Source organism: Nocardia sp. NPDC050175 (assembly GCF_044459885.1).
Lineage (GTDB): Bacteria > Actinomycetota > Actinomycetes > Mycobacteriales > Mycobacteriaceae > Nocardia.
On sequence record NZ_JBITJI010000004.1, the window covers coordinates 602,099 to 626,220 of the forward strand.

The 24,122-nt window shown below is 66.9% G+C and carries 26 protein-coding genes; 16 read left to right on the forward strand and 10 right to left on the reverse strand.

Annotated features, from left to right (window positions below; genetic code table 11):
• The first annotated feature begins 609 nt into the window (after window positions 1–609).
• The 4 genes from ACIBK2_RS17085 to ACIBK2_RS17100 all read left to right on the forward strand — a co-directional run bounded on the left by ACIBK2_RS17085 (window position 610) and on the right by ACIBK2_RS17100 (window position 3,004).
• On the forward strand, window positions 610–1,035 hold the full coding sequence (locus tag ACIBK2_RS17085) for an Hsp20/alpha crystallin family protein (protein ID WP_396968209.1): 426 nt from the start codon (window positions 610–612) through the stop codon (window positions 1,033–1,035).
• A gap of 38 nt (window positions 1,036–1,073) precedes the next feature.
• Window positions 1,074–1,280, forward strand: a complete 207-nt coding sequence (locus ACIBK2_RS17090) for a hypothetical protein (RefSeq protein ID WP_396968211.1) — start codon at window positions 1,074–1,076, stop codon at window positions 1,278–1,280.
• 72 nt (window positions 1,281–1,352) lie between these two features.
• Window positions 1,353–1,610, forward strand: a complete 258-nt coding sequence (locus ACIBK2_RS17095) for a hypothetical protein (RefSeq protein ID WP_396968213.1) — start codon at window positions 1,353–1,355, stop codon at window positions 1,608–1,610.
• 431 nt (window positions 1,611–2,041) lie between these two features.
• On the forward strand, window positions 2,042–3,004 hold the full coding sequence (locus tag ACIBK2_RS17100; RefSeq protein WP_396968215.1) for an alpha/beta hydrolase: 963 nt from the start codon (window positions 2,042–2,044) through the stop codon (window positions 3,002–3,004).
• A gap of 54 nt (window positions 3,005–3,058) precedes the next feature.
• Here the strand turns inward: ACIBK2_RS17100 and ACIBK2_RS17105 are convergent, their stop codons facing one another.
• The gene (locus tag ACIBK2_RS17105; protein WP_396968217.1) at window positions 3,059–3,802 is read right to left on the reverse strand and encodes an arylmalonate decarboxylase; all 744 of its coding nucleotides are present in this window, start codon (window positions 3,800–3,802) and stop codon (window positions 3,059–3,061) included.
• Window positions 3,799–4,368 carry a TetR/AcrR family transcriptional regulator gene (locus ACIBK2_RS17110; protein ID WP_396968219.1) on the reverse strand — a complete coding sequence of 190 codons (570 nt, stop codon included), beginning with the start codon at window positions 4,366–4,368 and terminating at the stop codon, window positions 3,799–3,801. The genes ACIBK2_RS17105 and ACIBK2_RS17110 overlap by 4 nt, the downstream gene beginning before the upstream one ends.
• An 81-nt stretch (window positions 4,369–4,449) precedes the next feature.
• On the opposite strand from ACIBK2_RS17110, the gene ACIBK2_RS17115 reads away from it, so the two are divergent.
• Window positions 4,450–5,343 carry a DUF4437 domain-containing protein gene (locus ACIBK2_RS17115; protein ID WP_396968221.1) on the forward strand — a complete coding sequence of 298 codons (894 nt, stop codon included), beginning with the start codon at window positions 4,450–4,452 and terminating at the stop codon, window positions 5,341–5,343.
• A gap of 13 nt (window positions 5,344–5,356) precedes the next feature.
• Here ACIBK2_RS17115 and ACIBK2_RS17120 read toward each other — a convergent pair whose 3' ends face one another.
• The gene (locus ACIBK2_RS17120; RefSeq protein WP_396968223.1) at window positions 5,357–6,814 is read right to left on the reverse strand and encodes a dihydroorotase family protein; all 1,458 of its coding nucleotides are present in this window, start codon (window positions 6,812–6,814) and stop codon (window positions 5,357–5,359) included.
• 137 nt (window positions 6,815–6,951) lie between these two features.
• Between ACIBK2_RS17120 and ACIBK2_RS17125 the strand changes: the two genes are divergently transcribed.
• The 3 genes from ACIBK2_RS17125 to ACIBK2_RS17135 are packed head-to-tail and all read left to right on the forward strand — an operon-like array spanning window position 6,952 to window position 10,408.
• On the forward strand, window positions 6,952–8,142 hold the full coding sequence (locus tag ACIBK2_RS17125) for a CaiB/BaiF CoA transferase family protein (RefSeq protein ID WP_396968225.1): 1,191 nt from the start codon (window positions 6,952–6,954) through the stop codon (window positions 8,140–8,142).
• Window positions 8,139–9,005, forward strand: a complete 867-nt coding sequence (locus ACIBK2_RS17130) for a cyclase family protein (protein ID WP_396968227.1) — start codon at window positions 8,139–8,141, stop codon at window positions 9,003–9,005. The genes ACIBK2_RS17125 and ACIBK2_RS17130 overlap by 4 nt, the downstream gene beginning before the upstream one ends.
• Window positions 9,002–10,408, forward strand: a complete 1,407-nt coding sequence (locus ACIBK2_RS17135) for an MmgE/PrpD family protein (RefSeq protein ID WP_396968229.1) — start codon at window positions 9,002–9,004, stop codon at window positions 10,406–10,408. Before ACIBK2_RS17130 ends, ACIBK2_RS17135 begins: the two co-directional genes overlap by 4 nt.
• Before the next feature lie 4 nt (window positions 10,409–10,412).
• On the opposite strand, the gene ACIBK2_RS17140 is transcribed toward ACIBK2_RS17135, so the two are convergent.
• Window positions 10,413–11,306 (reverse strand): hydroxymethylglutaryl-CoA lyase, encoded by an 894-nt coding sequence (locus ACIBK2_RS17140; protein ID WP_396968231.1) that lies wholly within the window; start codon window positions 11,304–11,306, stop codon window positions 10,413–10,415.
• A 136-nt stretch (window positions 11,307–11,442) separates the two neighbouring features.
• On the opposite strand from ACIBK2_RS17140, the gene ACIBK2_RS17145 reads away from it, so the two are divergent.
• The 3 genes from ACIBK2_RS17145 to ACIBK2_RS17155 are packed head-to-tail and all read left to right on the forward strand — an operon-like array spanning window position 11,443 to window position 14,075.
• Window positions 11,443–12,657, forward strand: a complete 1,215-nt coding sequence (locus tag ACIBK2_RS17145) for a CaiB/BaiF CoA transferase family protein (RefSeq protein ID WP_396968233.1) — start codon at window positions 11,443–11,445, stop codon at window positions 12,655–12,657.
• Between the two features lie 14 nt (window positions 12,658–12,671).
• A complete protein-coding gene (locus ACIBK2_RS17150; protein ID WP_396968235.1) occupies window positions 12,672–13,352 on the forward strand; it encodes an isochorismatase family protein in 681 nt (226 codons plus the stop codon).
• Between the two features lie 15 nt (window positions 13,353–13,367).
• A complete protein-coding gene (locus ACIBK2_RS17155) occupies window positions 13,368–14,075 on the forward strand; it encodes a hypothetical protein (protein WP_396968237.1) in 708 nt (235 codons plus the stop codon).
• A 13-nt stretch (window positions 14,076–14,088) separates the two neighbouring features.
• On the opposite strand, the gene ACIBK2_RS17160 is transcribed toward ACIBK2_RS17155, so the two are convergent.
• Window positions 14,089–14,874: an IclR family transcriptional regulator gene (locus tag ACIBK2_RS17160; RefSeq protein ID WP_396968239.1), complete on the reverse strand. Its 786-nt coding sequence runs from the start codon at window positions 14,872–14,874 to the stop codon at window positions 14,089–14,091.
• A gap of 128 nt (window positions 14,875–15,002) precedes the next feature.
• On the opposite strand from ACIBK2_RS17160, the gene ACIBK2_RS17165 reads away from it, so the two are divergent.
• The 5 genes from ACIBK2_RS17165 to ACIBK2_RS17185 are packed head-to-tail and all read left to right on the forward strand — an operon-like array spanning window position 15,003 to window position 20,722.
• On the forward strand, window positions 15,003–15,491 hold the full coding sequence (locus ACIBK2_RS17165) for a flavin reductase family protein (protein WP_396968241.1): 489 nt from the start codon (window positions 15,003–15,005) through the stop codon (window positions 15,489–15,491).
• Complete coding sequence (locus tag ACIBK2_RS17170) at window positions 15,488–16,762, forward strand: acyl-CoA dehydrogenase family protein (RefSeq protein ID WP_396968243.1); 1,275 nt, start codon at window positions 15,488–15,490, stop codon at window positions 16,760–16,762. Before ACIBK2_RS17165 ends, ACIBK2_RS17170 begins: the two co-directional genes overlap by 4 nt.
• Window positions 16,759–18,147 (forward strand): aldehyde dehydrogenase family protein, encoded by a 1,389-nt coding sequence (locus ACIBK2_RS17175; protein WP_396968245.1) that lies wholly within the window; start codon window positions 16,759–16,761, stop codon window positions 18,145–18,147. The genes ACIBK2_RS17170 and ACIBK2_RS17175 overlap by 4 nt, the downstream gene beginning before the upstream one ends.
• A complete protein-coding gene (locus tag ACIBK2_RS17180; RefSeq protein WP_396968247.1) occupies window positions 18,144–19,289 on the forward strand; it encodes an FAD-dependent oxidoreductase in 1,146 nt (381 codons plus the stop codon). The genes ACIBK2_RS17175 and ACIBK2_RS17180 overlap by 4 nt, the downstream gene beginning before the upstream one ends.
• Window positions 19,286–20,722: an aldehyde dehydrogenase family protein gene (locus tag ACIBK2_RS17185; protein WP_396968249.1), complete on the forward strand. Its 1,437-nt coding sequence runs from the start codon at window positions 19,286–19,288 to the stop codon at window positions 20,720–20,722. Before ACIBK2_RS17180 ends, ACIBK2_RS17185 begins: the two co-directional genes overlap by 4 nt.
• Before the next feature lie 137 nt (window positions 20,723–20,859).
• Here ACIBK2_RS17185 and ACIBK2_RS17190 read toward each other — a convergent pair whose 3' ends face one another.
• The 5 genes from ACIBK2_RS17190 to ACIBK2_RS17210 all read right to left on the reverse strand — a co-directional run bounded on the left by ACIBK2_RS17190 (window position 20,860) and on the right by ACIBK2_RS17210 (window position 23,984).
• On the reverse strand, window positions 20,860–21,171 hold the full coding sequence (locus ACIBK2_RS17190) for a Dabb family protein (protein ID WP_396968251.1): 312 nt from the start codon (window positions 21,169–21,171) through the stop codon (window positions 20,860–20,862).
• A gap of 71 nt (window positions 21,172–21,242) precedes the next feature.
• Window positions 21,243–21,827, reverse strand: coding sequence for a neocarzinostatin apoprotein domain-containing protein (locus ACIBK2_RS17195; protein ID WP_396968253.1), 585 nt, complete (start codon window positions 21,825–21,827; stop codon window positions 21,243–21,245).
• Between the two features lie 6 nt (window positions 21,828–21,833).
• A complete protein-coding gene (locus tag ACIBK2_RS17200) occupies window positions 21,834–22,253 on the reverse strand; it encodes a neocarzinostatin apoprotein domain-containing protein (protein WP_396968255.1) in 420 nt (139 codons plus the stop codon).
• A 19-nt stretch (window positions 22,254–22,272) separates the two neighbouring features.
• The gene (locus ACIBK2_RS17205) at window positions 22,273–22,866 is read right to left on the reverse strand and encodes a GPS-CTERM domain-containing protein (RefSeq protein ID WP_396968257.1); all 594 of its coding nucleotides are present in this window, start codon (window positions 22,864–22,866) and stop codon (window positions 22,273–22,275) included.
• Window positions 22,863–23,984, reverse strand: a complete 1,122-nt coding sequence (locus ACIBK2_RS17210; RefSeq protein WP_396968259.1) for a hypothetical protein — start codon at window positions 23,982–23,984, stop codon at window positions 22,863–22,865. The genes ACIBK2_RS17205 and ACIBK2_RS17210 overlap by 4 nt, the downstream gene beginning before the upstream one ends.
• Window positions 23,985–24,122 lie beyond the last annotated feature (138 nt).

Here is a 24,122-nt window from a genome sequence, read left to right on the forward strand (position 1 = left end):
TGGTCGACAAGACTTCCCAACGCGCTCTTATGCTGATGAGCGCGCCCGTACCATTGCGTCGTCGGCCTAGAGGAGGAAGCCGTTGGATCACACGGATCGGCTGGCGGCAGTCACGACGCTTTTCGAGGCCCACAACGAGGCGCCGTTCCCGAGCCGGTGGCGAGGTGCCGACGTGGCAGGCTGGTCGAGATGGTCGCTCAGGTCCAGCAGATCCGGGCTCTGCTCGAGTGCGTGTGGCCGGCCGCGCTCGAGGCCGCTGCGCAGCAGTTCAAGTCCCGGACCTGGATTGCGGCATTGCGGGTGATCTGCGGCCGTGATGGTGGCAATCTTGTGCGCAGCCGTTGCCGTCACTCAGATAGCCCGCGCCATCGAAGACTGACCGCCCCGGAAAACCGAACACCCGCATTCCGCCGTCGTCGGTGATGCCACCGGAGAGGGTAGCGTCCGCGCGGCCCAGGCCACTTGATCTCCACCCGCAGACTCCTGCGAGCTTCTTCTGCTAGAGATGCTTGCACTCTCCTGCCTAGAGTGCTAGAACAAATATGTGCCAGCGGGCACAGGTTATCTAATCTCACTGATGAAGAATGGAGTGTGTTGGAGGTGGCGACCATGCTGATGCGTACCGATCCATTCCGTGATCTGGACCGTCTCACGCAGCAGGTGTTCGGCACGGCAGCCCGTCCCACGGTGATGCCGATGGACGCCTGGCGCGAGGGCGATGAGTTCCTTGTCGAGCTCGATCTGCCCGGGATCGACCCGAAATCCCTCGACCTGGATATCGAACGCAATGTGGTGACCGTGAAAGCGACACGCCCTGAACTGGATTCAGGTCGGTCGATGATCGCGGCGGAACGCTCCCGCGGCGTGTTCAGCCGCCAGCTGTTCCTCGGCGAGGGCCTCGACACGGACCACATTCGCGCCGACTACACCGATGGTGTACTGCGTCTGGCGATTCCGGTCGCGGAGAGGGCCAAACCGCGCAAGATCGACATCGAACACGGCAACAGCAACCGACACCAGGCCATCAACGCCTGACCCCACTCGGCCCGGCGCTTCTCTCAGGAGGCAGCGTCATGACTACGAACACCATCCCCGCGGGATCATTCGACACCCTGCACACACAGCTGCTCGTGCTCGACCCCGACCTCGAGCCGTTGTTCGCCGAGGTCGAGGAGATCCTGCAGAAGCGAGGTGATGCTCTTATCCGAACAGTCGCACTGCACTCCGCTGATGGCGATGCCGTCACTCCTTGCCTCGGGCGCGGTCGAGAACAGCGATAACCAGTTGTACGCGCACCACTACACCGGTAGCCCACCGGGTTAGGACGTCATCGCCACCGCGGTATATCTCGAATGTCACGTCACTCTTCCTCAACCCTGGGGTGGGCCCGGACCGGCAACCGGGCCCACCCCACTCACAACGACGCCGACTACCTCGAACAACTCACCGTCGTCCACGACGCCGACCACGAGACCGGTTGGGATACCGAGATATCGGCCCCGCCGGCCGAGCGCTTTCGCGCCGCACTCGACGCCGTCGACACCACCGACCGATTCGAACAATCCCTGATCACTGCGATACCCGATGACGACTACTCCTTCGCTCACTGACACCGCCGCCACTCAGACGCTGTCATCGCAGTGTCACCAACGAGCCGGTAAGTCCGACTCGGAACCGCTACGAGTACGTACCCGCGCCCCTGGTCGGCAAAATGGGCTCCGGTGGCCATCACACCCCGACAACGATCGAGTGGGGAGACCAGACCGTGCGGCCGGTTGTGTCCACCACGTACGGCAAAATCATCCGGCGATGAAGTGTGGGTCCGACGGGCAATGCCATTGGGACCCTACGTAGTTCGTGCCGAAGATCAGCGAATGGCCGGTGCAAGGCAGCATCCGATACATCGGGGCGGGGCCGACCCGAGAGAAACGGCGCGCCGACCTTCCCCACTCGCGAATCTTGACCGGGCAAGCGGCCGAGCCGCAGATTTGGTTTCCGAGAAACGAAACACCGTTTCTCACAGTGAAACACCGGAGTTACGTTGAGCATCCAACGCCTGCTGGTCGCCCTCGGCTTGATCGCCGCCGCCACCGCATTCACCCTTCCCACCGCGACCGCCGATACCGCGATTACCAAGGTGGAGAACACCGTCGAGATCCGCTGTGCGTTCACCACATTGCGGCAGAGCAGCGACTGGTACTTCCCCGCGGAGACACCAAAAGCACTGCTGTGGCTGCAACACGGCTTCGCCAGCTCCAACGACTCGGTCGAGGACACCGCGAAAAAGTTTGCCGCACAGGGCTTTCTGGTATTCGCACCCACCCTTCCGACGGCGAACGCTCTCGGCTGCACCCTGGAGAACCTCGGCAACAACACCAACTTCCTGCACAACGTGGCCGATCTGTTCGGCAAGGCCGCCGACCCCGGCGACAAGCTCGGCCGCAGCTTCGCCGATGCGAAGAACAAGGCGAAACGCCCGGAGCTCACCCTCCCGAAAGCCATGGTCTTCGCCGGACATTCGGCCGGCGGTGAGGCCGTTCCCTACGTCACCCAGGCGCTGCGCGCCGATTACTCCGCGGCATTCGCCTCGGTGCGTGGCCTGATCCTGTTCGATCCGGTCAAAAGCTTCGTCGGCAACAACCTCGGCAGCGCACTCAACCACCTCAGCAACACCACACTGCCGATTCTGGCCATCTCCTCTCCGCCCTACACCTGCAACCGCAACGCCAGCGGCACCAACGAACTGATCGGACAAATCTCCCGGCCGTTCCTTGGGGTCCGGCTCACCAGCGGATCGCACATCGATGTCGAAGCATCGAGCGCACCGGCCCCGGACAAGGTCGCCTGCGGTACACCGCAGGCGAAGAATGTCTCGGCACTACAAACATTGTCGGTCACCTGGGCCGGTGATTTCGTCACCGGAACAACCAGCGCCGACTACTACCCTGGCGGCGCCTATTACGAAGCCCAACGGTCGGCCGGCACCGTGCAAACTCTGCCTTGATCACCCCGGATACGTGGCGGCCATCGGATCTCCGATGGCCGTTGCCATGTGCGGTCAGTGCGCGCCCAGCAGTCGCCCGGCTCCCTCGACTCGGTCATCGAACCCGTGCTCACGCAGCGCATGCCAGAGTGTGGCGGCGTTGATCGCGATGACGGGTTTGCCGAGTTCACTTTCCAGTTGGTCGGCCAGTCTGACGAACGACAGGTTGGTGCCGACCTGGACGATCGCTTCGACGTCCGGTCCGTCGATCGCGGCGACGATCTCCCGCAACCGGTCGTCGCCGACCCGGGCGATGTCCATGGCGGTCGGGCAGCGCAGTCCGGTGATCGCGGCGACGTCGAAGCCCGCCTCGGTGAAGAACCGGCCCACCTCGACGTCGGCGACCGGCTGATATGGCGAAAAGACCGCGATGCGACGGCAGCCGAGTTCGTGCAAGGCGGCGCGGCAGGAACTAGCGCCCGTGGTCACGGGCAATCCGGTGCGGTCCCGGAGTCGCTGCTCGAAGACCGCGTTGCCGGCGACCCCGCCCCAGAATGTCTCGGCGGACATGCCCATGACCATTCGATCGGGTTCGGCGGTGAGCACATCGCGCACCGCGGTGTCGATCGAGGCGCGGATCTGTCCCAGCAGAGCGCGGAAGTCGTCGTCGTTGCCCATCACCGGATCCTGGATGTACATCGAGCCAGCGCGATAGGCCACCCCGGACAATCCGGCCCGCCAATAGTCGTGTTCGACAACGGTATTCGTGCTCGGCACGATCACACCGAAGACAGCTCGGGGGCCGACCGCGTTGGTCATCGGATCGAGCTCACCAGCCGGGCCAGCACATCGTCGACCGCGCGGTGGGCTCGTTCCCGCCCGGCGGCTCGGTCGAGCAACAGCGTGTCGACGAGCAGCGGCGAAACGATGGCCATGGCCGCCTCATCGATGTCGTCTTCGCCGGTGAGGCCTACCGCGCGAACCGATCTGCGGATCGGTTCGAGGAGATCCAAGACATAGCGCTGACGCAACGGCACACATTCCGCATCGGTCGACGAGGCCGTCACCAGTGCACGCAGAAATGCGCCAACCGGCTTGTCCCGCAGTCGATCACACAGCAGATCCACTTCGGCGCGCAGGTCGGCGACCGGATCACCGCTCGGCTCCGCCGCCTGATGCGGAGCGACCGAGATGAGGGCCGCGAGAACGTCGCGCGGCGTCGGCCAGTGCCGGTAGATCGTCGTCCGGGCGACGCCGGTGACCGCATGCAATCGCTGTGGCGTCAACGCCGACCCCCCTTCGCTCAGTACGAGTTCCAAGGCAGCGGTCAACACGATCTCCTCGGTGTCGGCGGCGGGGCCGACGGGGCGTCCGGGCTTGCTCACCCAATAAACGATACATCTTGTTTTGGATATTAATAATCAGTACATTTTGTATCGGTATTACCGCTCGCCCAAGGAGGACCCATGCGTCCACATGTCGAACTCATCGACGAACGCGATCTGATCCAGCACACCGCCGAGTTCCAGCACGCCACCGGCAGCGCCGAACAGCGCAACCTCAGCTACGACGAGGAGGACGGATCCGCCTCACTCAAGGTTCGTTTCACCAGCGATTGGTCGCGGCCGGCCGGCGTGCACCACGCCGAGACCGAATGGTTCGTCCTGTCCGGGCAGGTCACCATCGGCGACACCGAACTCGGCCCCGAAGGCTTCTGGATGGCGCCGAAAGGTGTCTGGACACCGCCGATTTCGGTCACCGCCGACACCGAGATCCTGCTGTTCCGGGAAGGCGGAGCCTACGGGTTCGAGCCGGCCGACGGTGACCGTGACTTCGTCCGCGACGACCAGCAACTGGTCGTGCTCGACACCGCGACCATGCCGTGGATCGACGTCAAGGACGGCAGCCCGATGCGCTTCGATCTCGGCGGTACTCCGGTCCCCGGGCTCTATATCAAGCTCCTGCACCGCGACCAGCAGACCGGCTTCTACACCCGGCTCATCAAGGCCAAGCCAGGGTGGCGCGAAGAACCCTTGGCTCATCACCCGTGCAGCGAGGAGGCCTATTGCCTCGACGGCGGATTCGACTACAACTTCGGAAAGATGTGGCCCGGCACCTACTTCTGGCGGCCCGCGCGCATTCGCCACGGCGACTTCACCGCCCACGCGGAGCAGGGCTGCACCTGGATCGTTCGGTCCGATGCCGACCTGGTGGACTGGTATACCGACAACGCCAAGATCGAGGTCTCCGGCACCCCGACGAACTGGGGCCCGGACCTGCCGCACAGCCTCGCACCGCGCCCCGTCGAACCGGTCCGCTCCCGCTCGATCGGGCAGTGGGCCGACCCCACCTATCAGTAGTCGTTGCCCGCGCTCACGGCCGGCCGCGGCGCAGGTACCGGCCGTGCGCGCCATCTTGCACTTCGCCGTCCCGGAGAACGTGGTTGCCGCGCAGGAACACGTCGGTGACCGCGGCATTCATCTCGAAGCCTTCGAAAGGTGTGTATTCCTGCGCGGATTCGGAGTCCGCTGCCCGCACCGTCCATCGCGCGGCCGGGTCGACCAGCACGATATCGGCGTCGAACCCCACCGCGAGGGCTCCTTTGCGTGCCAGTCCATAGCGCCGGGCCGGGTTCGCCGCGGTCAGTTCGGCGATCCGGCCCAGCGGCAGGCCGCGTTTCATTCCCTCGCCGACCAATCCGGGCAGCAGATACTCCGCGCCGCCGAAACCGGATCTAGCCAGGAACACGTCGTCGCGGTCGGCGCCGAACTTCTGCTCGTCTCGGCAACACGCGTGATCGCTGACCACCCAGTCGATATCGCCGGCCAGCAGATGCCGCCACAGCGCCTCCACGTCGGCGCGCTCGCGCAAGGGTGGATTCACTTTGCCGCCGACGCCGTGCGCGGTGTCGACGTCGGCGAGCAGATGACCGATGGTGACCTCTCGGCGAAAGTTCACTCGCGGGAAGGCTTTTGCCATCGTCAACGCGGCTTCGACCGCCTTGGCCGAGGACAGGTGGAGCAGGTTGATGTCGGCCAGGCCGGTCTCGTGCGCGAGATAGGACGCGATGGTGATCGCGAGACCCTCGGAATGCGGCGGACGGGAGTCGCTGTAGGCGCGCAGCCCGCTCCTGGTGCCGTCCTGTTCTACCAGCGTCGTGTAGGCGGCCATGATCTCGGCGGTCTCGCAATGCAGCGACAACGAGAGGTGATCACCGAACCGCTCGCGGGCACGCTGGATGCCGCGCATCACGAACTCGAAATGGGCCAGGTCGTAGCGTTCGTCCGGCGGGATCATCAGGAACTCGGACTGGTTCGATGACCGGCCGTGCAGGCCGTGGCCGCCGTAGAACATGAAAATCTTGAACGACGTGACACCGAATTCCTCGACCAGGTACGGAATTTCGGCGATGTGCTCGGCCGTCATCGGCGCCAGATGCAGGCCGTAGTCCACCAGCGACCGTCCCGCCATCCGATCGAGGACCTCGGGCACGAAATCCCGATACGAACCACCACGATTGAGGTAGTAGCGGCCGGTCCGTAGATAACTCAGCGACGTCGTCACGCCCCCCTGCGCACAGGCGCGGCTTTCGCTCGCGGTGTCGGCGGCGAGGTCACCGTAGATGCCCCAATGCTGATGCGCGTCGACGACACCAGGAAAGGCGAGCAGACCGGCCGCGTCTACCACCTCCGTCCGTTCGCCGGCGGGCAGAGCGGGGCCGATCGCCTCGATCGCACCCGCCGAGACAGCGATGTCGAGTAGTTCGCGGCTGTTCGGCGAAGCGTCACTCGCACGGACGACACGGGCATTGCGAATCAGGAGTTCGGGCACGACACGCTCCAGTTTCTCTGTACGAAACACTGTTTCCAATTTTGCGATCTTCGCAGTACGATGCCCTGGTAGTCAACGCCGCGAGTCCACACCAACGTTTCGGTGCGGGAAACACATTGCGGCGCAAGGGAGGACCGATGACGCCACAGCCATTGGCCGGAATCCGCGTACTCGACATCGCGACACTGTTCGCCGGCCCATTGGCGGCCACACTGCTCGCCGACTTCGGCGCCGAGGTCGTCAAGATCGAGCATCCGGCGGGCGACCCGGTCCGCGGCCACGGCGCCCAGCGGGCCGGGGTCGGCCTATGGTGGAAGCTACTCGGCCGCGGCAAGAAGTCGGTGACGCTGTATCTCGGTGAACCACGCGGGCAGGAGATCTTCCGGCGCATGGTCGCCGACGCCGACGTCGTGATCGAGAACTTCCGTCCCGGCACCCTGGAACGGTGGGGCCTGGGCTATCCCGAACTGCGCGCGCTCAATCCGCGGCTGGTCCTGGCCAGGGTCACTGGATTCGGCCAGTTCGGACCGTATGCCCGGCGTCCCGGCTTCGGCACTCTGGCCGAGGCGATGAGCGGATTCGCGGCCGTGACCGGCGAACCGGACGGGCCGCCGACCCTGCCTCCGTTCGGCCTCGCCGACGGAATCGCCGCATTGACAACCGCTTTCGCGATCATGGCGGCCTTACGGGCACGCGAACGCGACGGCACCGGACAGCAGATCGATCTGGCCATCATCGAACCGATCCTCACCCTGCTCGGCCCGCAGATCATCGCCTATGACCAACTCGGCGAACTCCAGCCGCGCATGGGCAACCGATCCTCGAACAACGCCCCGCGCAACACCTACCGCACCGCCGACGGCGACTGGGTCGCGGTTTCGACCAGCGCGCAATCGGTGGCCGAGCGGGTGCTGTGGCTGGTCGGACGCCCCGACCTGATCGAGCAACCCTGGTTCGCCACCGGCGCCGAACGGGCAGCGCACGCCGACGAATTGGATGCCGCGGTCGGCGCCTGGATCGGCAGGCACAGCACCAAGGAGGTGCTGACCGCGTTCGACAAGGCCGAGGCCGCGGTAGCGCCGATATACACGGCCGCCGACGTATTCACCGACCCCCAGTTCCAGGCCCTCGGCTCGATCATCGCCCTGCCCGATGCCGAACTCGGCCAGGTGCGCATGCAGAATATCCTGTTCCGGCTATCGGACACTCCAGGCGAAATACGGTGGACCGGGCCCCCTTTGGGCGCCCATACCGACGAAGTACTCGAGCATTACGGTGTCGACGAGGCCGGGCTGGCCGAACTGCGGGCCGCCGGAGTGATTCGATGACCGGCACCGAACCCACGCAGGAGCAGAACACACCCGATCTCGACGCGGACGACCGTGATCCGTTGATCACCGCGGTCCGCGGCAACCTGCGGTTGATCGAATTGGGTCAGCCCTTCTTCACCGGCATGCCGTGCTCGCCGAATCATCCTGGCTTCCGAATGACGCTGGCGCGCAGGCACGGTGACACCGTGCGTCCGGACGGCGGTTCGGCGGCCAACGAGATCATCGTCACCGGCGGGCATGTCGGCACCCACATCGACGCCCTCAGCCATGTCAGCCAGAACGGTGCACTGTACGGCGGGGTTGACGCGCACGAGGCCCAGCGCGGCGGCGGGTTCAGCACGTACGGCGCTGAGCACCTGCCGGGCCTGCTGCGCCGCGGCGTGCTGCTCGATATCGCCCGGCTGCACGAGGTCGACACGCTTCCCGGCGGTTACGAGATCACCCCGCACGATCTGGAAGCGGCAGTCAGGCAGGCGGGCGTCCGGGTGGGAATCGGCGACGTCGTGCTCATCCGAACGGGCTGGTCGCGACTGTTCGACGATCCGAACGCGTACCTGGGCGCCGAAACGGGCGTGCCGGGGCTCGGTGTCCAAGCGGCGCACTGGCTGGCCGTTCGCGATGTGATCGCGACCGGGTCGGATACCACTGCCTACGAGTGCATTCCGCCTGGCGACGGTCACCGCGTTTTGCCGGTGCACCGGGTTCTGCTGGTCGAGTTCGGCATCTACATCATCGAACATCTCGCGCTCGAAGATCTCGCCGCGAGCGGCCTTTGCGAGTTCGCCTTTCTGCTCGCTCCATTGCGCATCGTCGGCGGCACCGGCTCCCCCGTGCGTCCGCTCGCGGCGGTGAGTCGATGAGCCAGGCCACGATCGTCCAGCGGCTGGCTGCCTTCGCCGCATCCGCCCGCGACAGCGGCCTCGACGACGAGCTACGTGCCGACGCCGCACGCCGAATCCTGGACGTGCTGGGCAACAGCGTGGCCGCGTTCGGCACACCGACCGCCGCCGCGGTGGCCGCTGTGGTCGAGGAGTGGGGCGGCAAACCACAGTCGACAGCACTCGGACTGACCGGGCGATGGCCTGCCGCCAGCGCCGCGCTACTCGGCGGAACCCTCGCGCATGCCCTGGATTTCGACGACACACACCTGCCGTCGGTATTGCACCCGTCGGCGACGGTGGTTCCGGCCGCGCTCGCCGTCGCCGAGTCGAGAAACGCCAGCGGCGCCGCCCTGCTCGACGCCGTCGCGGTAGGGGTCGAGATCGCGGTCCGAGTCGGTATGGCTGGTTATGACGCCACACTGGGCAATTCGATCTTCTTCGAACGTGGCCTGCACGCGACCGCGATCTGCGGCACGCTCGGCGGAGCCGCCGCGGCGGCGATGCTGGCCGGCGCCGATGCGGCGGTCATCGGGCACGCGCTCGGTATCGCGGCGAGCATGGGTTCGGGACTGCTGGAGGCGAACCGAACCGGCGGGACCGTGAAACGGGTGCATTGCGGGTGGGCCGCACACGCCGCGGTGGTCGCGGCCCAGCTCGCGTGCGCCGGACTGACCGGGCCGCCGACCGTGTTCGAGGGGAGATTCGGTCTACTCCAGGCGTTCTGCGGTGAGCGGAGCAATTCGGCCGCGATTGTCGATGGCCTCGGTGCGCGGTGGGAGTTGCCGACGGTGTTCTTCAAGCCCTATCCCTGCAACCATTTCACCCACGCGGGCATCGATGCGGCGCTGCGGATGCGGGCCGGTGGCATCGCCGCCGAGGACATCGAGCGGCTCGAACTCGGCGCCCCGACCGTCGTGCTGCGCACCATCGGCGAACCGCGTGCGGACAAGATCCATCCGGAATCCGGTTACCACGCGGCGTTTTCCGGTCCGTACACGGTGGCCGCCGCATTGCTCGGTGGCGGTGGTCTGGGCGTATTCCATCAGGACTTCACCGACCGGGCTGCCGCCGCCCCGGAGCGGCTGGCCTTGGCCGACCGCGTCACCTGTGTCGCGGACGCTCGATGCGACACGATATTCCCGCATCAGTTCCCCGCCGTGCTCACCGCGTGGCTGCGCGACGGGCGGGTGCGTACGGAACGAGTGGAGGTGAACCGCGGCGGTCCGGGAAATCCGCTGTCCGCCGACGAGCTCGCCACCAAATTCCGGCTGAACACCGAGCAGGCGCTGTCCGGGGGCCGAATCGATCGGATCACCGAGGTCATGCTGGATCTCGCCGGACAACCACACCTGGTCGAGCTGATGTCGCTGCTGCGGACCTGAACGATCAGCGAGGCGGGAACAGACCCGCCCGGCCGAGCAGCGCGGGCGCCGGCTTGCCGAGCAATTCGCCCAGCCACACACCTGTTTCGATCACCGGCTCGATCCGCACGCCGGTCTCGACGCCCATCCGGTTCAGGGTGTACAGGACGTCCTCGGTCGCGATATTGCCGGTCGCCAGCGGCGCGAAGGGGCAACCGCCGATACCCCCGGTGCTGGAGTCGAGCACCCGGACTCCGGACTCCAGCGCGGCTATCGCATTGGCGTAGCCAGTATTTCGCGTGTTGTGGAAGTGGCATCGCAGGGTCGCCTCCGGCGCGATCCGCGCCGCGCCGACAACGAGCGCCCGGACCTGATCCGGCGTGCCGACGCCGATCGTGTCGGCCAGCGCGATCTCGTCCGGTTCCGCCGCGGCGACGCGGCGGATCAGTTCCAGGACAGTAGCTTCAGGCACTTCCCCGGCGAACGGACATCCGAATGCCGCCGCGATCGTCACCGTGCGGAACAGCCCCGCCGCCCGCGCCCTGGCCGCCAACTTCGCCCACCGCTCGACTCCCTGCGCGGTCGAACACCCTTGATTGCGCAGGCTGAACGAATCCGTCGCCACCACAACGACATTGATCTCGTCGACGCCGGCCTCCAACGCCCGGTCCAGGCCGCGGTCGTTGAAGATCAGGCCCGCGTAGGACACACCATCGACACGTGGAACACCGGCCATGACCGCCTCCGCGTCCGCCATCTGTGGCACTCGCCGCGGATCGACGAAGCTGACCGCCTCGATCCGGCGCAAACCCGCGTCGACGCTGCGGTGTACCAGTCGAATCTTGTCGGTCGCGGACACGATCTCGGATTCGTTCTGTAAGCCGTCTCTTGGTGCGACCTCGACCAACGTGACCTTCACTGCCCCTCCATCGTTGGGCTCGTCTTGCGCCTTTGTTTCACTGAGGGATACATTGTATCCAATTTCGCTGATCGTGATCCGCCCATCGCGGAATCGACAAGGGCGTCCGGGTGCGCAACAGGATGGAGACTGCGAGATGGCAGCCGAAGCGACGAAATCGACAGGGCCGCTTACCGATCTGCGAGTGGTCGAAATGGGACAACTACTCGCCGGCCCGTTCTGCGGTCAGTTACTCGGCGATCTCGGCGCCGAGGTGATCAAGCTGGAATCCCCCGGCACCGGTGATCCGATGCGTCAGTGGGGCCGCGACCAGTCGCAGGGCAAGTCGCTGTGGTGGCCGGTCGTGGCCAGGAACAAGAAATCGGTGACCTGCAACCTGCGCGAAGCCGCCGGGCAGCGGCTGGCGCGACTGCTGATCGGGCACGCCGACATCGTCATCGAGAACTTCCGGCCCGGCACCATGGAACGCTGGGGTCTCGGATTCGATCAGCTGCGCGCGGACAATCCCGGACTGATCATGACCCGCGTCACCGGCTACGGCCAGACCGGACCATACGCACCGCGCGCCGGATACGGCTCGATCGGCGAGGCCATGGGCGGAATACGCTATGTCACCGGCGATCCCGATCACGCACCGGCCAGAGCCGGAATCTCCCTCGGCGATTCGCTCGCCGCGGTGTTCGCCACCATCGGCACCCTCGCGGCGGTGCACCATCGAACCAATACCGGACGCGGCCAGATGGTGGACTCGGCCATCTACGAGGCGGTACTGGCCATGATGGAATCACTGCTGCCCGAATGGGCCATCACCGGCTATCAGCGCGAACGCACCGGACCGGTGCTGCCGAATGTCGCCCCCAGCAACGTCTATCCCACGGCGGGCGGCGAGATGATCCTGGTCGCCGCCAACCAGGACACCGTCTTCGCCCGGTTGGCCGGGGTCATGGGCCGCCCCGAACTCGCAAGCGACGCACGATATTCCACCCATATCGCCCGCGGTGCGCGGATGGCCGAACTCGACGACCTGATCGGCGCGTGGACCGCGACCATCGAGACCGACCGGCTGCTCGATCAGTTGCACACCGCAGGCGTGCCCGCCGGACGGATCTTCACCGCACGAGACATGTTCGCCGACCCGCATTTCGCCGCACGCGAGGCCATCGTCCGGCTCGCCCACCCGGAGTTCGGTGAGCTGCCGATGCACAACGTGTTCCCGAAGCTGAGCGAAACCCCCGGAGCCATCCGGCATCCCGGCCCCGAGCTCGGCGAGCACAACCAGAACGTCTACGGCGGACTGCTCGGACTCGACGCCGACGCCATCGGGCAGCTCGCCGCCGACGGCATCCTCTGAGGAGACGATCACCGATGACCGAGCGCGCCGCCGACTACCGCCGTTCCGGCTACAGCGCCCGCCTCGGCGCGGGACGCTCCCCCGCCGTTCTGGTGGTAGACATCTGCGCGGCCTATCTCACCGATGGCTCGCCGCTGCGCGCGCCGGTCGATGCCGCCGTGCGGGCCGCCGCCGAAATCGTGGCACAGGCAAGGCATTCCGGCCTGCCGGTGATCTTCACCCGGGTGCGCTTCGAGCGCGGCGGCCCCGACGGCGGGCTGTTCCGCCGCAAGGTGCCCGCGCTGCGGGTGTTCGAGGCGGGTGATCCGCTCGGCGACTTCCTCGACGACCCCGCCCCGGCACCCGGCGACACCGTGATCACCAAGCAGTACGCCAGCGCCTTTCACGCCACCCCACTTGCCGCGATGCTGGCCGCCGACCGCATCGACACGCTCGTCATCGTCGGCCTCACTACCAGCGGATGCGTGCGCGCGTCCGCGACCGACGCGTTGCAGCACGGTTTCCGGCCCCTGGTCGTCGCCGACGCCTGCGGCGATCGGGCCGCCTCGCTGCACGAAGCCAGCCTGCTCGATCTGGACATCAAATACGCCGACGTGCTGAGCCTGGACGAGGGCCTCGCGGTCTTGCGTTCGGCCGCCACCGACAACAACACACCACTGACCGCCGAGACCGCCGCGAACGCGGAACTCGCTTAGCGACAAGAGGATTCCATGGGTCAACACCCGCACGGTTGGTGGATCGTGCTGCATCTGGTGCTGTTCGTGTTCTGGCTCGGCGGCGACCTCGGTGTGTTCTATTCCAGCCGGTTCGTGATCGATGCCGAGCTCAGCGCCTCGGCCCGAGCGACGGCGCTGGCGATCATGAGCGGCTTGGATCTCGGACCCAAAGTCTGCCTGGTCCTGTTCCTGCCCAGCGGCGTCACGCTGATGGCGTTAGCGCCGCACGGTGCGACGTTGTTCGGAATCGACTTGTTCCCTTGGTGGTTCGTCGTCCTGGTATGGATCTTCGGTGCCGGATGGCTGGCCCTGACCGTGCTCACGCACCGCACGCACGGTCGGCTCGCCGCGGTCCGGCGAGCCGATCTCTTCATTCGGGTCGCGGTCATCGCCGCGCTGGCCGGTACCGGCGGATACGCCCTGCTGGCCCACGACCCGTTCGGCGTGACGACCAACCCACGCTGGCTCGGTGCCAAGATCCTGCTATACACGGTCGCCATTGCGGCTGGACTCGGTATTCGAATGACGTTGCGCCCCTTCGGTCCCGCGTTCGGCACCTTGATGACCGAAGGCTCCAGCGAACCCGTCGAGCGCACCCTGCGGCGCAGCGTCGACGGCTGTCTGCCGTACGTGTGGCTGATCTGGGGCAGCGTGCTCGCTGCCGCGACACTGGGCGTGCTCAAACCCGGGGCTCAGCTATGAGTCCCGGTCGCGATTACGGCGTGTAACCCAACTGAGCCGATACCGCCCCGACCGCTTTCAGCAGCATCGGGACACACTCGTCCATCCGGGGCTGGAAACGCGACAGCGGCCCGCACACACTGATCGCGGCAACGACCCCGCCGTCGTGGTCGAGGATCGGCGCGGCGATGGAGGCCGCCCCGATCTGCCGCTCCCCCAGCGAAATCGCGTAACCACGTTTCTTGGTCGCGTTCAGCTCGGTGCGCAATTTCCGCACCGAGGTGATCGTCGCGTCGGTGAACGCGGTCAATTCGTGCCGGCCCAGGTACTCGTCGATCTCTTCCTTGCGCAGCAGCGCCAGGATCACCTTGGAGGAGCTGCCGGCGTACAGCGGATACGGCACGCCGAGGGCGACCTCCATCCGCAATTCCTGTTCCGGCACAACCTGATCCACGTACATCCGGGTGTCGCCGCGGCGGATCGACAGCGTCGCGGTCTCCCCCGTCACCGAGGCCAGCCTGCGCAGCTCCGGCGCGGCCATCACCCGAAGGTCGGTGCGCGCCAGGTACGCCCGGCCGAGCGCGATGGCCGCATGCCCGAGCGCGTAACGGCGCGTGGCGGGTTCGAACGCGATGAGGTCACGATTGCGCAGCGCGGTGAGGATGCGGTGCACCGCGGCCTTGGTGATGCCCAGCTCGGTGGCGATCTCGGTGACGCCGAGATCGGCTCGGCCGCTGCGGCCGAACAACAACAGCACGTCCATGGCCCGTTCGACCGCGGCGATCGACCGGCTCTGGTTGTCGGATTCGGTTTCGGACACGTCCCGAGTGTAAGCGGTGAATTTCCCCATGGGAAACACCATCGCCATCCGCGCTCCGCTTGCGTCACGCCGTCGCCGGGCGTTACGGTGTGCGTAACAGTGTTTCCACTATCGAAACGGATGTCACGGTGGAGCCCAACTATCTCCGCACGGTATTGGCGCAGTGGGCCAGCGGGGTCGTGGTCGTCACCACGGTCCGGGCGGACGGTGGCAGGCACGGCATGACGGCCAGCTCGTTCACCAGTGTGGCGCTGGATCCGCCGCTCATCTCGGTCTGCCTGGTTTCCACGAGCACGACGTGCCGAATGATCCGTGGGAGTGGCGTTTTCGCGGCGAACGTGCTCGGGCACGATCAGCAGAACATCGGCCGGCGTTTCGCGTCCCCCGTCTGGAACGCGGCGACCGATCGCTTCACCACCGGACAGTGGGACACCGCGAGCACCGGCGCCGCCGTCCTGACCGATGCCGTCGCCTGGCTCGACTGCGTGCTCACCGCCTGCCACCCCGCCGGTGACCACACCATCATCGTCGGCGCGGTGCAGGATGCCGCCACCCCGCGGCCCATCGCGCCGCTGATCTACCACGACCGCACGTACCACGAGGGGATAGTCCGATGATCGGTGAACGACTCGTCGAGGACATGACCGACGCCGAACGCGAACGCGCCCAACGGGTCGACGCGATACTGCCCGCGCTGCGCGCGGCAGCCGAGGAAGCCGACCGGCTCGGCGCCTTTCCACCAAGCCATGTCGAGCTGCTCCGCGACGCCGGCCTGCTGGGGCTGGTGGTGCCGGAGAAATTCGGCGGGCTGGGCGGCACGCTGCGCGATCTGGCCGCGGCCACCTTTGCCATGGGCACCGCATGCCCGTCCACCGCGCTGGCGTTCTTCTTCCACAACACCAGCGCCTCGCGCGGGCTGCTGCCGCTGGAGGCGATCGACGCCGGACTGTTCGCCGACGACGAGATTCCGGTCGTGCGCGCCTTCGCCGAAAAGGTGCTCACCCGGATGGCCGAGGGCAGCTGGCTGGCGAACTTCGCCTCCGAAGCGGTCAAGACCGCCGCCGCGAACATCACCATCGCCACCACCGCACGCAAGGTCGACGGTGGCTGGATCCTGCAGGGCGAGAAGTCATTCGGCTGCGCGACCGGCGTCGCCGACTTCTATCTCACCTCGGCCAAACTCGACGGATACGACACTGCGGAAGGACTCGCGACCTTCTTCGTCCCCCGGGAAGCGCCCGGCGTCAGCGTGCGCGCCCCGTGGGACGGACTCGGGATGCGCGCCACCGCCAACAACGGCATCCGCCTGGACGAGGTGTTCATCCAGGAGGACGAAGCGTTGGCCGTACCGGGCGCATTCACCAAGATGCTCACCATGAGCAGAGGCAGTTTCGTCGGCAACCAGCTCGCCATCGCGGCGGTCTACACCGGCTGCGCACAGCACGTCTACGACGAAACACTGGCCGCGACCACCACGAAAACCTTCGCCGACACCGGCGACCCGATCGCCTCCTCGCCGGTACACCAGGTGCTCATCGGCGAGATGACCAAACAGTTGCAGACCGCCTACCTGTGGTTGCGCTATCAGCTGATGATCGAGACCACCGAACCACCGATCAAACCCAAACCCGAGGTGTTCACCCAATGGCGCTTGGGCAAGGGCGCGGTCACCGAGGCCTGCTTCCAAGTAGCGCTCGGCGCGTTCAAAGCCGGCGGGACCTCCGCCGCGGCCATGAGCGGCGTGGCGGGGCGTGCGCTGCGTGATCTGGCGATGGGCCTGGTGATGACCTTCCCCGCCGAGCGGGGCATGCTAGAAGTGGCTCGTATCGTCACCGACGCCAAGGCGAACGAATTGTTCGCCACCGCACCGGCGAGCGCGGACCGATGAGCGCCGAACTGCCTGCGGTCACCGATCTGATCGATGACGCATGGGGCACGCCGCAGATCGATCTCGGTATCGCACTACAGGATCCGGCCACCGGCCGGCCCGTCGCCCGTGCCGTCGCCACGGCCGCCGAACGGGTCGAGCGTGCGCTCGCGGTCGCCGACGCCGCCACGGGCCGGATCGACGCGAACACGCTCGACGCGATCGCCGCCGATCTGGACGCACGCTTGCCCTGGATCGCCGAACTCGACGCCCGCGCGACCGGCGTACCGATCACCCAAACGGTTCCGCTCGCCGCGATCGTGTCCGGCTCGTTCCGGCTCGCGGCCGAACAACTGCGCACCGGAGCCCTGCGCCAGGACCAAGACGGCGTCGAGGTGCATCGGCTACCGCTCGGCCCGGCCCTGTGCCTGGTTCCGTGGAACGCGCCCGCGCCCATGGCCGCGCACAAAGTGGCCAACGCCCTCGCCGCAGGCTGCCCGGTGATCCTGAAAGTCAGCGAACTGGCGCCCTACAGCTCGGTGGTGCTGGCCGAGGCGATCGCCGAGCACGTGCCCGCCGGGATGTTCCAGCTGGTGCAGGGCGGTGCGCAGGTCGGCGCGCAACTGGTCGCCTCGCCCCTGATCAAAGCCGTCTCGTTCACCGGCGGACTCACCGGCGGGCGCTCGGTCGCGACCGCGTCGGCCGCGCTGTTGCGTCCGTGTCAACTCGAACTCGGCGGGAACAATCCGCTGGTAGTCCTGCCCGACGCCGATTTCGACACCGCTACCCGGATCGCCGCCGAATTGCTGACCACGTTGAACGGCCAATGGTGCCGTGCGCTGGGCAGATTGATCCTGCCGGCCGAGCGCGCGGGCGATCTGGTGGAGGGGATCGGAAAGCGACTCGCGGCCTTGCGGGTCGGGGCGCCGATGGATCCGCTGACCGAGTTCGGGCCGCTGCTGCACGCCAACCACCTACAGACCGTGCTGGCGTCGTTCGGGGGTCGCACCGCACGCACCTTCGGCGACCCGCCGGCGGTCGGAAACTATCTCGCCCCAACACTTCTGGACGGCGACCTGACCGAGGAGGTCTTCGGCCCGGTAGCCGGCGTCGTCACCTATCGCGACCTCGAGGAGGCGGTGGCATCGGCCAACGCGGTGCCTTACGGATTGGAGGGCTACGTGTGCGGCGCCGACGAACAACAAGCGCTCGGCGTCGCGCGCCGGATCCGCGCCGGGGAGGTGAAGGTGAACGGTTCTTCGATCATGAGCCTGCACCTGATGACCCCGCGACCGGCCTGGGGATTGTCCGGACTCGGCGAGGAGGGCACCGCGGAGACACTGCGCTTCTTCACCGGCGCCCGCGTTGTCGGCGTCGAAGGCCGCTTCGCCCTGCACACGTCATGACCACCCCGGCGATTGTGGTGGTCGGCGCCGGGCCGGTCGGACTCACCGCCGCACTGACCCTGTCCCGGCGCGGCATTCCGGTCACCGTGCTCGAGCAAGGCGACGAGCTCGCCACCGAATCGCGGGCCTCCACCTTCCATCCGCCGACCCTCGAGATGCTGCGCGACCTCGGCGTCCTGGATGCGCTGCTGCACAAGGGAATCGTCGCATCGACCTTCCAATACCGCGACCGTCGCGGCGGGGAGATCGCCACCCTCGATCTCGCCGTGCTGTCCGAGGACACCCCGTTTCCGTTCCGGGTGCAGTGCGAGCAGAGCAAGCTCACCCCGATCCTGCTCGACGCCCTCGATACCGCCGACGTGCGCTTCGGCTGCCGGGTGGACGGATTGCTCAGCACCGACAATTCAGTGGTGTTGCGCACCGTACAGGGCCCGATTCGCGCGGACTGGGTGATCGGCGCGGACGGTGCGCACTCCGCGGTCCGGCACGGCTCGGGCGTCGAATTCGAGGGCAGCACCTATCCGGAGCGGTTCCTGGTTGCCTCCGTCGAAGAGGATCTCGAGCGCGCGCTGCCCGGCATCGCGCCGATCAACTACCTCTTCGACCCGGACGAATGGCTGGTGCTGCTCCGCACCCCGCACCATTGGCGGGTGCTGCTGCCGACTCCCGCCGACACCGACGACGAGTACGAATTGCGCAGACTGCCGACACGTTTGGATGCAGTCGCCGACCTGGGCCGGCCGTGGAAGGTAGCGCACGCCTCGCTGTATCGGGTGCACCAGCGAGTCGCCGACCGATTCCGGCACGGCCGGGTCCTGTTGACGGGTGACGCCGCACACCTCAACAACCCGCTCGGCGGAATGGGGATGAACAGCGGCATCCACGACGCCGTCCAACTCGCCTCCACCCTTGCCGATGTCATCGGCGGCGCCCCGGACGAACGGCTCGACGAGGTTGCGGCCCAACGCCGTATCGTCGCTGTCGAACACGTGCAACGGACCAGCCATGACAACTGGAACCGGCTGCGGGAGTCCGGCGGCAATCACCGTCAACAGCTGAAGGCACTGGCCGCCGATCCCGTCGCCGCCCGGACATACCTGCGTCGCGCCTGCTTGCTCGACTCACTCGAGCCGCGACCATGAGAATCGAGCGGGAGAACCCCGCCCACCCACGCGAGATCGTCGGCGCGGTGACCCCGACGCCGCCGGAAGCAGTCGATGCTGTAGTCCGGAATGCGCACAACACCTTTCACGAGTGGTCGCACCAGCCGACGGCGACTCGGCTCGCTGCGCTCGGCCACGCAGCGGACGCACTCGATGCCCGCAAGGTCGAGCTGGCCGCGCTGCTCGCGCGCGAATCCGGTAAGCCGGTTTCGGACTGCCGCGGTGAAATCGGCTTCGCCGCAATCTATCTGCGCTGGGTTCGCGATCGCGCGACCGATGTCCTGCAGACTTGCGGTACGGACAACTCGCAAGGTCGAATCACGCTGGCCCGCAGACCTTTCGGCGTGGTCGCCGCGATCACGCCGTGGAACGCGCCCATCATTCTCTCGATGCTCAAGCTCGGGCCCGCACTCGCCGCAGGGAACGCGGTGATCCTGAAACCGTCGCCGCTTGCGCCGCTCACCGTGTCCGTGGCGGCCGGACTCCTGCCCGCGACCACAGTTGTGCACGGCGGCCCGGATACCGTGCGGGCGCTGGTCACCCACTCGCTGGTGCGCAAGGTCGCCTTCACCGGTGGCGAGCAGGCCGGGTGTGCGATCGCGGCAGCCGCGGGCGGCGCGCTCACGCCGGTACTGCTCGAACTCGGCGGCAACGACCCCGCCATATTTCTCGACGACTTCGCGCTGACGCCAGACGATTTCGAGCGACTCGTCCTCGCCTCCTTCGCCACCGCGGGTCAGGTATGTATGGCCGCGAAACGCCTATACGTACCCGAAACCAGGCTTGCCGAGTTCGTCGAGTCGTATATCGCCGCCGCCCAGCGAATCCTGACCGTCGGTGAACCGATAGACGAAAACACCACCATGGGCCCGGTGGTCACCCGGACCGCCGCCCAGCGCGTGACCGGACTCGTCACCGACGCCAGGAACCGGGGCGCGCGCATCATCCCGCTCGCCACGGCGCCGCCCAGCGATGGCTACTTCCTGGACCCGGTGCTCGCGCTCGACGCACCCGACGACGCCGACCTGGTCCGCTTGGAACAATTCGGCCCCGCCGTCCCGATCCTCACCTATCGCGACGAGACCGAAGTCCTCACTCGCGCAAACGCTTCCGAACTCGGCCTGGCCGCGTCGGTCTGGTCCGCCGACGAAGAGCGCGCCGTCGCCGTCGCCGCCCGCCTCGAAGCCGGCTTCACCTTCATCAACACCCACAACCGCACCGGCATGTCCCTGCACGCCCCCTTCGGCGGCACCAAGAACAGCGGTTTCGGCCGCGAATACGCCGAAGAAGGTCTGCTCGAATACGTCCAGACCACGGTCACTCATGCACCCGGTGCCTTTCGCGCGGGCGGTGCCGGCCTACCCGCGGGTGCCTATCCCGACGCAACCCAAGCCAACTCGGTGTCGCGCTGACTGTGGCTATCCTCGACAGGACAGCCCGGCACTCGTCGCCGAGGTCCGGCGACTGCGAGCCGCAAAGAGCTGACAACCCGCGACCGCGCCTTCACCGGAACCGACCGAAGGATGGCTGCACCCAGACCCCACCGTGCTCATCCCGCCGTCGTACCGAAATAGTCCACCACGGCTCGGGCCACGAGCCGGGGCACCAGCCACTGTGCCAGCTCTCGGTGGGCTGGATGCTGCTGGTAGGCGGTCAGTTCCGCTTCCGAAACGTGTGTGGTGATCATGCACAGGTCATAGGAGACGGGCGTGTCGAGTTCGTCGAGCGCGACGGTCAGCGAAAGAATCTGCGGCACTGCGCCATCGAGCGCGGCCAACAGTTCGCCGGCTTGTTTCGCGTCGGCCCGATTATGGAACTTCATCAGCACCACGTGGGTGAGCCGGGGGTTATCGGTGGGCATCGGGACATAGCTCCGTCCGTGGGGTCGGGTGAACGGTCCGGGGTGGCGGGCACCCCGGACCATCCGTGACCTCAGTTGTTCCGGCTGCGGCGCCGTGCCACGAAAAAGACGGCGGCCGCGATGATCACCACTGCGGCGACGCCGAGGCCAACCACCACGGCGGTATTGTCGTCCGAGTCATCGGCGTCCACCGCATTGTTCGGTGCCGCAGCGGGTTTCGACGGTTCCGCGGCCGGTCCGAAGGTCAGCGGAACCGAGGCGATGATCTCGGTGGCGTTGGTCAGACTGGTGACGCTGATCGTGCACGCGCCGGGTGCGGCGGTGCAGTCGGTGCCACCGACGTTGGCTACCAAAGCAATCGACCGCTTATCGCCGTTGGGTTGCCACTTGCCTTGCCCGTCGGCGGTCCCGAGCATCGAACCCGGCAGGTTGCAGTCACCCGGGCTGGTGATCTGCGGTTTGCATTGGCCGACCGCCACCGCGGCCATGTTCGCGGGCAGACCGTCCAGGGTCACCGTGATCGTCTGCCCTGCAGTGAGTCCGGTGGATTGGCTCACCTGTAATGCGGGCGCGGCCAGTGCTGCGGGGGTTCCCCCGATCACGGCGATCGTGGTGAATGTTGCTAGGGCCGCAGTGTGAATTCCGGTGAGTTTCATGGTTTCCTACCCGAATGTGAGTGGAGTGGCGAGCAGGATGTTCGTGGGATTGTTCAGGCTGGTGACCGCGATGATGCACGCACCAGCCGCGGCCGTGCAGTCGACGCCGCCGATCGAACCGACCAGGGTGATTGCGTTGCTTCCGCCGTTGGACTGCCAGCGGCCCTGCTCATCGGCCTTGCCGAGCAAGGAGCCCGCGAGGTTGCAGTCCGCAGGACCGGCGACCTGCGCCTTGCACTGCCCTACCGCTACCGAACCGAGGCCCGCGCCCAATCCGTCGACTGTCGCCGAGATCGTCTGTCCCACAGATACTCCTGTCGTTTGGCTGAGCTGCAAAACAGGCGTCGCCGCGGCGAGTCCCGCACCGAACACGGTGGCGACCGATAGGACGGCGAGGATCCCGAGCCGGGTACCGATGAGCTTCATATTTTCCTCCTGATGGATTTCACAGTCGCCGCCGATCGGCGAGCGCGGAGCCGGCGACGAGCACAAGTAGGCCCGCGGTGACCGCCCACAGCACCGTGGACGGCCCCTCGGTGTCGGCCTCGGATTGCACCGCCGCGGTCGAGATCGGCGCCGTGGTCGCCGTCGGTAGCCGTGAACCCGCGAAAACCACTGATACCGCAGCGGAATTGGCGGCGATGATCGCGGGCGGCTCGGTGCCGGGCAAGGGCGCGGCGGCGATCACGCACTGCCGCTCGGCGCAGTCGATGTCGTGGAATCGGTGGTGCGCGGTCAAGGTCAGTGGGCCGAAGGTACCGTCGCCGCCGATGTTGACGAAGGTCGCGCCGCCGTCCAGGTCGCAATCCTTCAGCCCGTTGCTGAAACCCTGTTTGCACATGCCGACCGCGACCGCAGCGAGGCCGGCCTGAAAGCCACGACCGCGCACGGTGATTTGCTGCCCCTCGGTCAGGTCGGTGGCCATGCTGACCTGGATTTCGGCCTGCTCGTCAGCGGTGGCGGTGCCCGGCGACATCACCAAATATCCGCTGAGCACTCCGATTACGGCCGCACGGAGCACACCGGCGAGAATTCTCATGACACGCCTCTTTCGATTGCCGCGGGCCTCCGCCGTCGTGCACTGCGCCGGACCGACAACCACACCGCGACGAGCACGCCGAGCGCCGAAACGGTCAGCGCGGAGCCGGTTCCGATCAGCCGGCCGAGTAGATCGACCGATCCGAGCCCGGTCAACCCTGAGATCACCGCGACCGCGGCGGTGGCGCCCGCGGCGGCACTTCGATCGGCGCTTGTCGTATTGCGGCGCACGCCTTCGTCGAGCGCTGCCACCGCCCGGGAACTCGCCGAAAGAGTCAGCGCGAGACCGATAGTCAGCGTCACCGGTCCCGGCGCGACTGCGACGAGCAACGTCCCGCCTGCCGCCAGGATCATCAACATGGGCACGGCTTCCGCTCGATGCCCAGGCGCGATGACCGCGCCGACTGCCGGTGCGGCGGCGAAGGACAACCACAGGCATTGCTCGGCGCCGAATTCGTTCCAGCGGAACAGCAACAGGTGCAGTGCGGGCAGCGTAGTGCCGCCGATCGCGAGTCCGGCTGCGAGATAGTGGGGTAAGGCCGACCGGACGCCGGCACCGAGGGCGGCGAGCCGTCCAGGCGGGAGGGTCGCGGGGCCGGGCAAGGCAAGCAATCCCGTCACCAGCCCGAGGAGGGCGGTGAGCGCACCGGCGATGATCAGTCCCCCGGCGGGGTCCTCGTAATAACGACTGGCCAGCCACGCGGCGGCGGCCATCCCCACCACGACCGCCGCGCACGTGCACACCAGACCCCTACGCCCCAGCTCGAACGCGAGCGCTCGACCTATGGCAAGCAACGGCCCAGCTGCCACACCGGCCACCAGGACCGCGATCGTGAACGACACGACGCCATCGACCGAACCCGCGACAATACTTGCGCTGCCCGCGAGAACCCCACACCCACTTGCCATTCCGGCAACCGCTCCCCACCGCCATAGCCATAGTCCCGCGATGAGCAGACCGAGAACGGCGGCGGTGACGACGATGTAGCCGACCACCGCGCCGGGCAGGCCGACCACGCCGCCCAGCGGTTTTCCGAGCAAGACGAGCTGTCCACCGGCCACTGGACCGGCTGCGATCGCACAGAGCGCGGCCGCTCCGGCACCAGCGGACTCTCGCATACCGTTTCGAGTCCCGTTGGCGTGGTGTTCGATTCGATCCGATGGAGTGCGTGACGAGCGACCGCTCTCGGTGTTTCCCAGGGATGCGCGATGTCTCGTCATCCTCAACCTCCACTCGCGTTTCACTGAGGGAAACGC